The following is a 13,698-nucleotide window of genomic DNA, read 5'->3' as shown; positions in this document are numbered from 1 at the left end:
GGACCACCAGCCCCACCGCCCCTCACCAGGTGGTACGCGTCAGGCGTCGCCGCCCGCGGCGCCCGGGTCCGCCGCGGAGACGTCGAGCAGCTGGTAGCGGTCCACGGCCTGCTTCAGCACCGACCGGTCGACCTTGCCCTCGCGGGCCAGTTCGGTGAGGACGGCGAGCACGATCGACTGGGCGTCGATGTGGAAGAAGCGACGGGCAGCGCCACGGGTGTCGGCGAAGCCGAAGCCGTCCGCGCCGAGCGAGGTGTACGTCCCCGGCACCCAGCGGGCGATCTGGTCCGGCACCGAGCGCATCCAGTCGGAGACGGCCACGAACGGCCCCTGGGACCCGGACAGCTTCCGCGTCACGTACGGGACGCGCTGCTCCTCCTCCGGGTGGAGAAGGTTGTGGCGGTCGACGTCCACGGCCTCGCGGCGCAGCTCGTTCCACGACGTCGCCGACCAGACGTCCGCCCGGACGTTCCACTCCTCGGCGAGGATGCGCTGCGCCTCGATCGCCCACGGCACCGCGACGCCGGAGGCCATGATCTGCGCGGGCAGCTCGCCGGACTCGCCCGCCTTGAAGCGGTAGATGCCCTTGAGGATGCCCTCGGCGTCCACGTTCTCGGGCTCCGACGGGTGCTGGATCGGCTCGTTGTAGACGGTCAGGTAGTAGAAGACGTCCTCGGCGTCGGGGCCGTACATCCTCTTCAGGCCGTCCTGGACGATGTGCGCGATCTCGAAGCCGAAGGCCGGGTCGTAGGCGACACAGCCCGGGTTGGTCGAGGCGAGCAGCTGCGAGTGGCCGTCCGCGTGCTGGAGGCCCTCGCCCGTCAGGGTCGTCCGGCCGGCGGTGGCGCCCAGCACGAAGCCGCGGGCCAGCTGGTCGGCCATCTGCCAGAACTGGTCGCCGGTCCGCTGGAAACCGAACATCGAATAGAAGACGTAGACCGGGATCAGCGGCTCGCCGTGCGTGGCGTACGCCGAGCCCGCCGCGATCAGCGAGGCCGTGCAGCCGGCCTCCGAGATGCCGTCGTGCAGCATCTGGCCCGTCGGCGACTCCTTGTAGGCGAGCAGCAGCTCGCGGTCCACGGCCTCGTACTGCTGCCCCAGCGGGTTGTAGATCTTGGCGCTCGGGAAGAACGAGTCCATGCCGAAGGTGCGGTACTCGTCCGGGGCGATCAGCACGAACCGCTTGCCGATCTCCTTGTCCCGCATCAGGTCCTTGAGGAGCCGGACGAACGCCATCGTGGTGGCGATCGACTGCTGGCCGGAGCCCTTCTTCACCGCCGCGTAGGTCTTGTCCTCGGGGAGGTTCAGCGGCTGCGCGCGCACGACCCGGGTCGGCACGTAGCCGCCCAGCGCCTTGCGGCGGTCGTGCATGTACTGGATCTCCTCGGACTTCGGCCCGGGGTGGTAGTACGGCGGGGCGCCGTCCTCCAGCTGCTTGTCCGTGATCGGGATGTGCAGCCGGTCGCGGAAGCGCTTCAGGTCGTCGACCGTCAGCTTCTTCATCTGGTGCGTGGCGTTGCGGCCCTCGAAGTTCGGACCCAGCGTCCAGCCCTTGACGGTCTGCGCCAGGACCACGGTCGGCTGGCCCTTGTGGGCCTTGGCCGCCGCGAAGGCGGCGAAGATCTTCTTGTGGTCGTGCCCGCCGCGGCCCAGGTGCAGGATCTGGTGGTCGGTCATGTTCTCGACCATCGAGCGCAGCCGCTGGTCGTCGCCGAAGAAGTGCTCGCGGATGTAGGCGCCGGTCTCCGTCGCGTACGTCTGGAACTGTCCGTCCGGCGTCGAGTTCAGCCGGTTCACCAGGATGCCGTCGCGGTCCTGGGCGAGCAGCGGGTCCCAGGAGCGGTCCCAGACGAGCTTGATGACGTTCCAGCCGGCGCCGCGGAATTGCGACTCCAGCTCCTGGATGATCTTGCCGTTGCCGCGCACCGGGCCGTCGAGCCGCTGCAGGTTGCAGTTCACGACGAAGGTGAGATTGTCCAGGCCCTCACGGGCGGCGATGGACAGCTGGCCCAGCGACTCCGGCTCGTCCATCTCGCCGTCGCCGAGGAAGGCCCACACGTGCGACTTGGAGGTGTCGGCGATGCCGCGCGCCTCCATGTAGCGGTTCATCCGCGCCTGGTAGATGGCGCCGAGCGGGCCGAGGCCCATCGAGACGGTCGGGAACTCCCAGAAGTCCGGCATCAGCCGCGGGTGCGGATAGGAGGAGAGACCGTTCGGGAACTTCGACTTCTCCTGGCGGAACGCGTCGAGCTGCGTCTCGGTCAGCCGGTCGAGCAGGTACGCGCGGGCGTAGATACCGGGGGAGGCGTGCCCCTGGAAGAAGATCTGGTCGCCGCCGTCGCCCTCGTCCTTGCCCCGGAAGAAGTGGTTGAAGCCGACGTCGTACAGCGAGGCGGAGGAGGCGAACGTGGCGATGTGGCCGCCGACGCCGATCCCCGGCCGCTGGGCGCGCGAGACCATCACGGCCGCGTTCCAGCGGGTCGCGTTGAGGACCTTGCGCTCGATCTCCTCGTTGCCGGGGAAGAACGGCTCGTCCTTCGTGGCGATGGTGTTGACGTAGTCCGTGCTGCGCATCTCCGGCACGGCCACGCGCTTCTCGCGGGCCCGCTCGATCAGACGGAGCATGAGGTAGCGGGCTCGCTCACGGCCCCGCTCGTCGACTGCGGCATCGAGGGAATCGAGCCATTCCTGGGTCTCCTCCGGATCGAAGTCCGGGACCTGGCTGGGAAGGCCGCCAATGATGATCGGATTGCGATCGGATCCGGAAGCCACGCTGTTCCTTCGCTGTTCGGTGGAGCCCACAGGAGGCCGGGGTGTCCATCGTGTACCCCGTCAGTGTCAAACGTCATCTCTACCGAGGGGTAACCCCCGAGGGGCGCCTGGTTGGGTCAAATCGCAACCTTACGCCCAACCCGCGCATGCGTTTCGTCCGCACGTTCGGCAGACTGAAACCGCGGAAGACCATAAACCGGTACGAAGCGTGTGTCCTCTATTACGGAGCGGAGTGGAATCGGGTCGGAGGTTTCGGCGAGACGGCCCCAAACGTCACCGTTTCGGCGGTCTCGACGGCCGGGTACTTGCGCGATCCGCCCAGCCCGTGTGGACTACGGCCAGCGCCGCGCGTACGCGCGTGGCCGAAGCATTTTCCGATACATGATCAGGAGGCAAGCCGTGAGCGCGACCGCGGACCACGCGGAGGAGCGGACCAACCCGGCAGCGAGGCTGGGGTTCGAGCCCGGACAGGTGGTCCAGGAGATCGGTTACGACGACGACGTCGACTTCGATCTCCGCGAAGGCATCGAGTCCATCATCGGGTCGGACCTCGCTGACGAGGACTACGACGACGTCGCCGACGCCGTCGTGCTCTGGTTCCGCGACGAGGACGGAGACCTGACGGACTCCCTGGTCGATGCCATCGGCCTGCTGGAGGACGGCGGGGTCGTTTGGCTCCTGACTCCGAAGACGGGCCGAGACGGCTACGTCGAGCCGAGCGACATCAGCGATGCCGCGCAGACCGCCGGCTTCTCCCAGACCAAGAGCATCAGCGTCGCCAAGGACTGGTCGGGCAGCCGACTGGTGGCACCCAAGCGCTGACCCCAAGCAGCAGGAGCCCCCGCCGACCCCGTCGGCGGGGGCTCTGTGCGTGCGCCCCCCGAGGGCCGCCCTAAGCTGTTCTCACCTGTTCGGTCCAGTGAAGGTCCACGAGGTCCACAAGGTCCAGCGGAAGGGACGCGTACGCATGGCGATCGAGGTCGGCACCCAGGCCCCGGAGTTCGAGCTCAAGGACAACCACGGCCGCACCGTGAGGCTCTCCGACTACCGCGGGGAGAAGAACGTGGTGCTGCTCTTCTACCCCTTCGCCTTCACCGGGGTCTGCACCGGCGAGCTGTGCGAGCTGCGCGACAACCTGCCGAAGTTCGTCAACGACGACACCCAGCTCCTCGCCGTCTCCAACGACTCCATCCACACCCTGCGCGTCTTCGCCGAGCAGGAGGGCCTCGAATACCCCCTGCTCTCCGACTTCTGGAAGCACGGCGAGGCCTCGCGCGCCTACGGCGTCTTCGACGAGGCGAAGGGCTGCGCCGTGCGCGGCACCTTCATCATCGACAAGGAGGGCGTCGTCCGCTGGACCGTCGTCAACGCCCTTCCGGACGCCCGCGACCTCGACGACTACCTCAAGGCGCTCGACACTCTCTGAGGATCAGGGCGAATCGTCTGTCTCGGCCGGGAACCCGTCACTAGGATCCAGACGTTGATCCGATGCCAACGCACGACGGGGGCGCTGCCCCTGGAAACCAATGGAGGGACTCGTGGGAGTCAGCCTCAGCAAGGGCGGCAACGTCTCGCTGACCAAGGAGGCCCCTGGCCTGACCGCCGTCATCGTCGGTCTGGGCTGGGACGTCCGCACCACCACCGGGACGGACTTCGACCTCGACGCCAGCGCCATTCTGGTCAGCGCGGAGGGCAAGGTCCGCAACGACCAGGACTTCGTGTTCTTCAACAACCTGAAGAGCGCCGACGGCTCCGTCGAGCACACCGGTGACAACCTCACCGGCGAGGGCGAGGGTGACGACGAGCAGGTCAAGGTCAACCTCGCCACCGTGCCCGACGACGTCGCCAAGATCGTCTTCCCGGTGTCGATCTACGACGCCGAGAACCGCCAGCAGTCCTTCGGCCAGGTGCGCAACGCGTTCATCCGCGTCGTGAACCAGGCCGGCGGCGCGGAGATCGCCCGGTACGACCTGTCCGAGGACGCCTCGACCGAGACCGCCATGGTCTTCGGCGAGCTCTACCGCAACGGCGCGGAGTGGAAGTTCCGCGCCGTCGGCCAGGGGTATGCCTCGGGTCTGCGCGGCATCGCGCAGGACTTCGGCGTCAACGTCTGAGCCACGCGACACTGAACCGTCCGGCGCCGCACCTCTCGTGCGGCGCCGGACGTGCCTCATCACCAGCACCACCAGCACCGTCGGCCACACCCGCATGACCAGCCACACGCGCACGACGAGCACCACCCGCACCACCAGCCGTAGCAGCGGTACTCACCGGGGAGGAACACATCATGGGCGTCACGCTCGCCAAGGGAGGCAACGTCTCCCTCTCGAAGGCCGCACCGAATCTCACCCAGGTGCTGATCGGCCTCGGCTGGGACGCGCGATCCACCACCGGGGCGGACTTCGACCTCGACGCCAGCGCCCTGCTGTGCCAGTCGGGGCGCGTGCTCGGCGACGAGTACTTCGTCTTCTACAACAACCTCACGAGCCCCGAAGGCTCTGTCGAACACACGGGGGACAACCTCACCGGAGAGGGTGACGGCGACGACGAGTCGCTGATCGTCGACCTCGTCAAGGTGCCGGCCCACTGCGACAAGATCATCTTCCCCGTGTCGATCCACGACGCCGACAACCGCGGCCAGACCTTCGGCCAGGTCAGCAACGCCTTCATCCGCGTCGTGAACCAGGCGGACGGCCAGGAACTCGCCCGCTACGACCTCTCCGAGGACGCCTCCACCGAGACGGCGATGATCTTCGGCGAGCTCTACCGGTACGGCGGTGAATGGAAGTTCCGAGCGGTGGGGCAGGGGTACGCGTCCGGGCTTCGGGGCATCGCTCTAGACTTCGGGGTCAACGTTTCGTAAAGCCGCGTAATTACACGATGAGGTAGACAGTGGTACTGAAAACCTTCGGCTGGTCGTTCGCCGTCACGGCGCTCGGACTGGTCGCAGCGGTGCTCTTCGGGGGGTGGGAAGCGCTCGGGGTCGTCGCGATCCTGTGCATCCTCGAGATCTCGCTCTCCTTCGACAACGCGGTGGTCAACGCCGGAATCCTGAAGAAGATGAGCCCCTTCTGGCAGAAGATCTTCCTCACGATCGGCATCCTGATCGCCGTCTTCGGCATGCGGCTGGTCTTCCCCGTGGTGATCGTCGCGATCAGCGCCAAGATCGGCCCCATCGAGGCCGTCGATCTCGCGCTCAACGACGCCGAGCGCTACGAACAGCTGGTGACCGACGCGCACCCGTCGATCGCGGCCTTCGGTGGGATGTTCCTCCTGATGATCTTCCTCGACTTCATCTTCGAGGACCGTGACATCAAGTGGCTCGGCTGGCTGGAGCGCCCGCTCGCCAAGCTCGGCAAGGTCGACATGCTGTCGGTCTGCGTCGCCCTGATCGTCCTGGCCATCAGCGCCATGACCTTCGCGACCCAGGCACACCAGCACGGCGGTACGCACGTCGACAAGGCCTCGACCGTCCTGCTCTCCGGCGTCTTCGGCCTCATCACGTACCTCGTCGTCGGCGGTCTCTCCGGCTTCTTCGAGAACAAGCTCGAGGAGGAGGAAGAGCGCGAGCACGAGGCCGAGGAGGAGGCCAAGCGGTCCGGCAAGCAGGTCTCGGCCGTGCAGCTCGCCGGCAAGGCCGCCTTCTTCATGTTCCTCTACCTCGAGGTCCTCGACGCGTCGTTCTCCTTCGACGGCGTCATCGGCGCCTTCGCCATCACCAACGACATCGTCCTCATGGCGCTCGGCCTCGGCGTCGGCGCCATGTACGTCCGGTCGCTCACGGTCTACCTGGTCCGCCAGGGCACCCTCGACGACTACGTCTACCTGGAGCACGGCGCCCACTACGCCATCGGCGCGCTCGCGGTGATCCTCATGGTCACCATCCGCTACCAGATCAGCGAGCTCATCACCGGCTCCATCGGCGTCATCCTGATCGCCTGGTCCTTCTGGTCCTCCGTCCGCCGCAACAAGGCCCTCGCGGCGGCCGAGGGAAGCTCCGGCTCCTCCGGGGACAAGACAGAGGTGCCGTCCGGGGTGTGACACCCCCGCGCGCGAGGAACGCTTCACCGAGGGGCGGCCGGTGCACCCGGCCGCCCCTCGGCGTGTCATAGGTTTCCGAGTGGGGGGTGGGGCACATGGGCTTCTGGGACGGCCTTTTTCCGGGGAGGGCCGCGCAGTTCGATTCGGGCAACGCCGCCAGCAACACCATCGACCTGACCAGACGGCGCCCGGCGGTCTCCCTGACCAAACAGGGCGCCGCCACCGGCAACCTGCGCGTCAACCTCTCCTGGCGGATGCGCACCTCCGACATAGAAGGCCGCTCACGCCAGAGCGGCCAACTGCTCCGGCACCCCTCGAAGCTCTTCAAGCCCGAGGTCGTCCAGGCGCACACCCAGAGCATGGTCAACGTCGACCTGGACCTCGGCTGCATGTACGAGCTGGCGGACGGCAGCAGGGGCGTGGTGCAGCCGCTCGGCAACTTCTTCGGCTCCCTGAACGCGCCGCCGTATGTGAACCTGAGCGGCGACGACCGGTTCGGCGGCTCGTCCGGCGAGACGATCTTCGTCAACCTCGACCACCGGGACGAGATCAAGCGCCTGCTGTTCTTCGTCTACATCTACGACCAGACGCCCGCCTTCGACCGTACGCACGCCAAGGTGACGCTCTACCCCAGCAACGGCCCGCGGATCGAGATCGAACTCGACGAGCGGGCCCCCCAGGCCCGCTCCTGCGCGGTGTTCACCGTCGAGAAGGTCAAGGACGAGCTGGTTGTCCGCCGTGAGGTGAAGTTCGTGTACGGCTTCCAGGCGGAACTGGACCGGCTGTACGGCTGGGGCCTGCAGTGGGGGCGCGGCTACAAGACCAAGGCGTAGCGGGTGCGGTTCCGGCCGGACCACTTACGGGCGTACGAACTGCGGGCCCATCGGAGGCAGCCGGAAGTTCGGGTCCGGAGCGGGCGCGGCGGCCGCGGCGGGCTGGGGATAGCCGTAGCCGGGCTGCGCCGAGGACGGCTGGGCATGCGGCTGGGGCTGGGCGTACGGCTGGGGATAGCCGTAGGCGGGCTGCGGGTAGCCGTAGGCCGGGGGATTGGCCGGCTGCGGCGGTACGACCGGCGGTGCCGGCGCCGTCACGGGCGCGTGGACGACGGTCGCGTCCAGGTCGAGGTCCAGATCCGGGTCGGGGCCGAGGTCCAGATCCGGGGCGGCGGGCGTGTTCCGGCCGCCCTGGGGGCGCGGGGCCCCGCCGTCGTTCGCACGGTCGCCGGACCCGGAGGCGCCCTCCTCCGCGGCCTCGTCCACCGAGATCCCGAAGTCGGTGGCCAGGCCGACGAGCCCGGTCGGATAGCCCTGCCCCACGGCCCGGAACTTCCAGGCGTCCCCGCGCCGGTACAGCTCGCCGCAGATGATCGCCGTCTCCTCGCCCGTCTCCGCCGTCACGTCGAACAGCGCCAGCGGCTCCCGGTCCGGCGCCCCCGCGTCGTAGAGCAGGATCCGCAGGTCGGAGACGCTCCGGAAGGTGTCGCCGTCCGAGGAGGCCGCGATCACCACCTGGTCGACGGACGGGTCGAGCCGGCCGAGATCGGCCTCGACGGTGTCGGTCAGCCCCTCGGCGACCCGCTTCTTCGGCAGCCGCCGCACCAGCCCCGAGGGGTGGCGCGGCTGGTTGTAGAAGACGAAGTCCTCGTCGGACCGCACGCGTCCGTTCGTGCCGAGCAGCAGGGCCGAGGCGTCCACGTCAGGGACCCCGGGGCCCGGGGTCCAGCGGAGCACGGCCCGTACGGCCGCGGTGTCGAGAGGGACGTTGGAGCCCTTCAGCATCGCGTGCGTCATGACGGTCATCCTGCCTGCTGGGTGGGCCCGCGGACAACGCGGGGGGCGCGGCGAGCCGGGCGAGACCGATCGGATGCGGACGAGTTACCTGGATTTCATGATGGGAGGGAACTACGGACACCCGCACCTACGTACTATTACCGGCCACATGTCATCAGGGCCCGCAAAGGCAGTCGGGGGAGTTACATGCGTCATTTCGGGCACATCCCGTCCGCTTCGCGGGCCGGGCTGTTCCACCAGGAGCCGGCCGAGTTCACGGCCGACTCGCCCGCGAGCACGCTCGCCGTGGCCCTGGGTGCCACGCTGTACAGCCCGGCCACCCGGCCGCGGCTCGCCGACGACGTCCGCAAACAGGCCGCACGCGGGGTCGTCTCCATGGTGCTCTGCCTGGAGGACTCGATCGCCGACACGGATGTGGAGGCCGCCGAGTCCAACCTGGTCAGCCAGTTCGCCGACCTCGCGACGGGCGTGTCGCCCGCCGCCACGCGGGCCGCCGCCGACACGGCCCGCACGGCGGCCGAGGACCCTGCGACCCGGCCGGGCCCCGGCGCGGGCACGGACCCCGGCGTGCCTCCCGGCTCCGGCGCGGGCACGGACCCCGGCGTGCCTCCCGGCTCCGGCGCGGGCGCGGCCTCCGGCGCGGGTACGGCCCCCGGCGCCGGCGGGGTCGCGGATGTGCCCCTGCTCTTCATCCGGGTCCGTGAGCCCCGCCAGATCACCGATCTGGTCGCCCGGCTCGGCGACCACGTGCGCCTGCTCACCGGCTTCGTCCTGCCCAAGTTCGACGAGTGCCGCGGCCGCGCCTTCCTGGAGGCCCTCGCCGAGGCGGAGAGGGCCTGCGGACGGCGACTTTTCGCCATGCCCGTCCTGGAGTCCCCCGAGCTGCTCCACCTGGAGACCCGGGCCGCGACCCTCGCCGGCATCGCCGCGATCGTCGACAAGTACCGCGACCGGGTCCTCGCGCTCCGGCTCGGCGTCACCGACTTCTGCTCCGCCTACGGACTGCGCCGCTCGCCCGACATGACGGCGTACGACGTCAAGATCGTCGCGCACGTCATCTCTGACGTCGTCAACGTCCTCGGCCGTTCCGACGGCAGCGGCTTCACCATCACCGGCCCGGTCTGGGAGTACTTCCGGCCCGGCGAACGCATGTTCAAGCCACAGCTGCGCCGCAGCCCCTTCCTGGAGGGCAGCGCCGAGGACCTCCGTACCGCGCTCATCGAGCACGACCTCGACGGGCTGCTGCGCGAGATCGAACTCGACCGGGCCAACGGCCTCCTCGGCAAGACCTGCATCCACCCCACCCACGTGGTGCCCGTGCACGCGCTCTCCGTCGTCAGTCACGAGGAGTTCAGCGACGCCCAGGACATCCTCCGCCCCGAGCGGGGTGCCGGCGGGGTGATGCGTTCCGCGTATACGAACAAGATGAACGAAGTGAAGCCGCACCGCGCCTGGGCGGAACGGACCCTGCTGCGCGCCGAGGTCTTCGGCGTCGCCCGCGAGGACGTCGGCTTCGTGGATCTGCTGACCGCCGGACTGGCCGGCTGACGAAGGGTGATCGACAACGTGGTGTGGTCGGGTACATGGGTCGCCGAGCGACTCGGTGTCGAACTGGTCGGCGACGAGACGCTCCCGGGACTGCTGGGCCTCGCACTGCGCCGCAACCCCAAGCGGGCGCACCTCCTCGTCTCCCACGTGCTGGGCAAGCACATACCCCAGCGCCCGACGGTGGTGTACGGCTCGGGCGTCGCCCTCGGCGAGCGGGTCCGCGACCTCCTGGGCGGCGAGGAGGCCGGGCGGGCCGTCGTCGTCGGCTACGCCGAGACCGCGACCGCCCTCGGCCACGCGGTCGCCGACGGGCTGGGCTCCGCGCCGTACCTGCACTCCACCCGGCGTCCGGTGGACGGGGTCGCGCGGGCCGGCGGCTTCGAGGAGTCCCACTCGCACGCCACCTCGCACCTCCTCCTCCCCGAGGACCCCAAGCTGCTGGCGGGTGACGGGCCGCTGATCCTCGTCGACGACGAGTTCTCCACCGGCAACACCGTCCTCAACACCATCCGCGACCTGCACGAGCGCTACCCCCGCGACCGCTACGTGGTCGTCGCCCTCGTCGACATGCGCGGGCCCGCCGACCACGACCGCCTGCGCGCCTTCGCGGAGGAGATCGGCGCCCGCGTCGACCTCGTGGCCGGAGCGGCGGGGACGGTACGCCTCCCCGAGGGCGTCCTGGAGCGGGGCCAGGCCCTGGTGGCGGAGTACGACACGGAGCCGGCCCCGGCCCCCGGGCCGCCGCTCGGCGCCCCGCCCGTACGGGTCGAGCTGGGCTGGCCCGAGGGCCTCCCGGACGGCGGCCGTCACGGCTTCACCGCCTCCCACGCCCTGGCCCTGACGGCGGCTCTGCCGGCCATGACCCGACGCCTGGCGACGGCCCTCACGGCAGGGGCGGGGGCGGTCTCCGCAGCCCCGTCCGCACCGGGGGCGGCCTCCGGGGCCCTGTCGGCACCGGGTGCGGCCTCCGGGGCCCCGTCCGTACCCATCGCGGCCTCCGCAGACCCGTCCGCATCCGGCCGGGTCCTCGTCCTCGGCTTCGAGGAGCTGATGTACGCCCCGCTGCGGCTCGCCGTCGAGCTGGAGCGCGCCGGATTCGACACCGCGTACTCCACCACCACCCGCTCGCCGGTCCTCGCCGTCGACGACCCCGGCTACGCCATCCGCACCCGTCTCGTCTTCCCCGCCCACGACAGGCCCGCCGACGGCCCCGGCCGGCGGTACGCCTACAACGTCGCGGGCGCCGGCTTCGACGCGGTCGTGGCCGTCGTCGACTCCGCCGCCGACACGCCCGAGCTGCACGCCCCGGACGGCCTGCTGGCCCAGCTCGCCGCGCACATTCCGCACGTGGTCCTCGCCGTCGTCCCGACCTACACGTGCGCCGCTCCCCCAGAAAGGGCCTCCATGCTGCCCGAGCCCCTCCGCGGCCCCGCCTTCTCCTCGTACGCGCCCGAGGAGGTCGGCTGGCTGCTCCAGGACCTCTCGGACGTCGAGCTGGAGGCCCCGACCGAGGAGCGGGAGGAGGCCATCCAGAGCGGCGGCGCCCACTACGCCGAGTCGCTGCCGGTGGAGTACCAGCCCACCGCGCAATACCAGGAGCTGTTCCACGCGGCCCTGGAGACCTCCGCGACCCGCATCGCCCGCGCCGTCGGCACGGTCACCGAGACCGTCCTCGCCGAGCGCTCCGGCCGGGGCAGCGGCACGCCGGTGCTCGTCTCCCTCGCCCGCGCCGGGACCCCCGTCGGCGTCCTGATGCGCCGCTGGGCCCAGGCCCGCCACGGTCTCGACCTGCCCCACTACGCCGTCTCCATCGTGCGCGGGCGCGGCATCGACGCCAACGCGCTGCGCTGGCTCGCCGCCCACCACGACCCCGCCGACGTCGTCTTCGTCGACGGCTGGACCGGCAAGGGCGCCATCACCCGCGAACTGGCCGAGGCCCTGCGGGACTTCCCCGGATTCGACCCGGAGATCGCGGTCCTCGCCGACCCCGGCTCCTGTGTGCGCACCTACGGCACCCGCGAGGACTTCCTCATCCCCTCCGCCTGCCTCAACTCCACCGTCTCCGGCCTCATATCGCGTACGGTCCTCCGCGCCGACCTGGTCGGACCCGACGACTTCCACGGCGGGAAGTACTACCGCGAGCTGGCCGGCGCCGATGTGTCGAACGACTTCCTCGACGCCGTCGCCGCCCGCTTCGACGAGGTCGGCGACGCCGTCGACACCGACGTCAAGGAACTGCTCTCCGCCGACCGGACCCCGACCTGGGAAGGCTGGGCGGCCGTCGAGCGGATCAGCGAGGAGTACGGCATCCACGACGTCAACCTGGTCAAGCCGGGCGTCGGCGAGACGACCCGGGTCCTGCTGCGCCGCGTCCCCTGGAAGATCCTCGCCCAGCGCGGCGCGGGCGCCGACCTCGCCCACGTCCGGCTCCTCGCCGAACAGCGCGGGGTGCCGGTCGAGGAGGTCGACGACCTCCCGTACACCTGTGTCGGACTGATCCACCCCCAGTACACGCGTGGCGCCACGGGCGCCGACGGGAAGGCGGTGGTCTCCCAGTGAGCACCGAGACCGTGATGGTCGCCAGCGACCTCGACCGTACGCTGATCTACTCCGCGGCCGCCCTCGCCCTCGGCATGCCCGACGCGCAGGCGCCCCGGCTGCTCAGCATCGAGGTCCACGAGTCCAAGCCGCTGTCGTACCTCACCGAGGACGCGGCCGTGCTGCTGGCGGAGGTGTCCGCGGAGGCCGTCTTCGTCCCCACCACGACCCGCACCCGCAAGCAGTACCAGCGCATCCAACTCCCCGGCCCCGCGCCGAAGTACGCCATCTGCGCCAACGGCGGCCATCTCCTCGTCGACGGCGTGACCGACCTCGACTGGCACGAGAGCGTGCTGCGCCGCCTCGCCGACGAGTGCGCGCCGCTCGCCGAGATCCGCGCCTACTTCACCGCCACCACCGACCTGTCCTGGGTGCGCAAGCACCGGGTGGCCGAGGACCTCTTCGCGTACCTCGTCGTCGAGCGGGAGCGGCTGCCCGAGGAGTGGCTGAAGCGGTTCGGCGACTGGGCGGGGGACCGGGGCTGGACGGTCTCCTTGCAGGGTCGCAAGGTGTACGCCGTACCGAAGCCGCTCACCAAGAGCGCGGCGATGCGCGAGGTCGCCCGCCGGTCCGGCGCCGCCCTGACCCTGGCGGCCGGGGATTCCCTCCTCGACGCCGACCTGCTGCTCGCCGCCGACCGCGCCTGGCGCCCCGGCCACGGCGAACTCGCCGACACGGGCTGGACCGCCCCGCACGTGGAGGTGCTCGCCGAACGGGGCGTGGCGGCGGGCGAGGAGATCCTGCGCCGCTTCCTGACGACGATCCGCGCCCACCGCGCGGCACGGCTGCCCGGCGGCGGGATCACGGAGACGATCACCGGCATCGCAGGGGTTGCGGGGACTACGGGCACGTCAGGCGCTACGGGTCTCGCGGGGCCGGCCGGAGCCGGTCCCACGGGGGTGGCCGGAGGCGGTCTCACGGGGGTGGCCGGAGGTGCGGCGGACGCCGC

General features: G+C 70.3%; 10 protein-coding genes and 1 pseudogene. 9 read left to right on the top strand and 2 right to left on the bottom strand.

Features of this window, described 5'->3' with window-relative positions; translation table 11 throughout:
- Positions 1–39 precede the first annotated feature (39 nt).
- Positions 40–2,772 carry a pyruvate dehydrogenase (acetyl-transferring), homodimeric type gene (gene aceE, locus ACFZBD_RS20510; protein WP_391141143.1) on the bottom strand — a complete coding sequence of 911 codons (2,733 nt, stop codon included), beginning with the start codon at positions 2,770–2,772 and terminating at the stop codon, positions 40–42.
- 399 nt (positions 2,773–3,171) lie between these two features.
- On the opposite strand from aceE, the gene ACFZBD_RS20505 reads away from it, so the two are divergent.
- The 6 genes from ACFZBD_RS20505 to ACFZBD_RS20480 all read left to right on the top strand — a co-directional run bounded on the left by ACFZBD_RS20505 (position 3,172) and on the right by ACFZBD_RS20480 (position 7,646).
- Positions 3,172–3,594 carry a DUF3052 domain-containing protein gene (locus tag ACFZBD_RS20505; protein WP_137989507.1) on the top strand — a complete coding sequence of 141 codons (423 nt, stop codon included), beginning with the start codon at positions 3,172–3,174 and terminating at the stop codon, positions 3,592–3,594.
- Positions 3,595–3,739: 145 nt separating this feature from the next.
- On the top strand, positions 3,740–4,198 hold the full coding sequence (locus ACFZBD_RS20500) for a redoxin domain-containing protein (RefSeq protein WP_391141141.1): 459 nt from the start codon (positions 3,740–3,742) through the stop codon (positions 4,196–4,198).
- A gap of 112 nt (positions 4,199–4,310) precedes the next feature.
- A complete protein-coding gene (locus ACFZBD_RS20495; RefSeq protein ID WP_391141139.1) occupies positions 4,311–4,886 on the top strand; it encodes a TerD family protein in 576 nt (191 codons plus the stop codon).
- Positions 4,887–5,059: 173 nt separating this feature from the next.
- Complete coding sequence (locus ACFZBD_RS20490) at positions 5,060–5,635, top strand: TerD family protein (RefSeq protein ID WP_391141136.1); 576 nt, start codon at positions 5,060–5,062, stop codon at positions 5,633–5,635.
- Positions 5,636–5,664: 29 nt separating this feature from the next.
- Entirely contained in the window at positions 5,665–6,813 is a 1,149-nt protein-coding gene (locus ACFZBD_RS20485; RefSeq protein ID WP_391141133.1) for a DUF475 domain-containing protein, read from the top strand.
- A 95-nt stretch (positions 6,814–6,908) separates the two neighbouring features.
- On the top strand, positions 6,909–7,646 hold the full coding sequence (locus ACFZBD_RS20480) for a Tellurium resistance (RefSeq protein WP_391141130.1): 738 nt from the start codon (positions 6,909–6,911) through the stop codon (positions 7,644–7,646).
- Positions 7,647–7,670: 24 nt separating this feature from the next.
- Here the strand turns inward: ACFZBD_RS20480 and ACFZBD_RS20475 are convergent, their stop codons facing one another.
- Positions 7,671–8,612: a TerD family protein gene (locus ACFZBD_RS20475; RefSeq protein ID WP_391141127.1), complete on the bottom strand. Its 942-nt coding sequence runs from the start codon at positions 8,610–8,612 to the stop codon at positions 7,671–7,673.
- A gap of 177 nt (positions 8,613–8,789) precedes the next feature.
- Between ACFZBD_RS20475 and ACFZBD_RS20470 the strand changes: the two genes are divergently transcribed.
- From ACFZBD_RS20470 to ACFZBD_RS20460, 3 genes and pseudogenes are all read left to right on the top strand, one after another.
- Positions 8,790–10,151, top strand: a complete 1,362-nt coding sequence (locus ACFZBD_RS20470) for an HpcH/HpaI aldolase/citrate lyase family protein (RefSeq protein ID WP_391141124.1) — start codon at positions 8,790–8,792, stop codon at positions 10,149–10,151.
- Between the two features lie 6 nt (positions 10,152–10,157).
- On the top strand, positions 10,158–12,710 hold the full coding sequence (locus ACFZBD_RS20465; protein WP_391141121.1) for a phosphoribosyltransferase domain-containing protein: 2,553 nt from the start codon (positions 10,158–10,160) through the stop codon (positions 12,708–12,710).
- Between the two features lie 14 nt (positions 12,711–12,724).
- A pseudogene (locus ACFZBD_RS20460) lies at positions 12,725–13,516 on the top strand (HAD family hydrolase); the annotation flags it as partial.
- Positions 13,517–13,698: the final 182 nt, after the last annotated feature.

Source organism: Streptomyces sp. NPDC008121 (genome assembly GCF_042957155.1).
Lineage (GTDB): Bacteria > Actinomycetota > Actinomycetes > Streptomycetales > Streptomycetaceae > Streptomyces.
This window is presented reverse-complemented; position numbering and strand designations above follow the sequence as displayed.

Coding starts and splice junctions, on each gene's coding strand:
- ACFZBD_RS20500 (WP_391141141.1), top strand. CDS start 3,740: ATGGCGATCGAGGTCGGCACCCAGGCCCCGGAGTTCGAGCTCAAGGAC.
- ACFZBD_RS20490 (WP_391141136.1), top strand. CDS start 5,060: ATGGGCGTCACGCTCGCCAAGGGAGGCAACGTCTCCCTCTCGAAGGCC.
- ACFZBD_RS20480 (WP_391141130.1), top strand. CDS start 6,909: ATGGGCTTCTGGGACGGCCTTTTTCCGGGGAGGGCCGCGCAGTTCGAT.
- ACFZBD_RS20475 (WP_391141127.1), bottom strand. CDS start 8,612: ATGACCGTCATGACGCACGCGATGCTGAAGGGCTCCAACGTCCCTCTC.
- ACFZBD_RS20470 (WP_391141124.1), top strand. CDS start 8,790: ATGCGTCATTTCGGGCACATCCCGTCCGCTTCGCGGGCCGGGCTGTTC.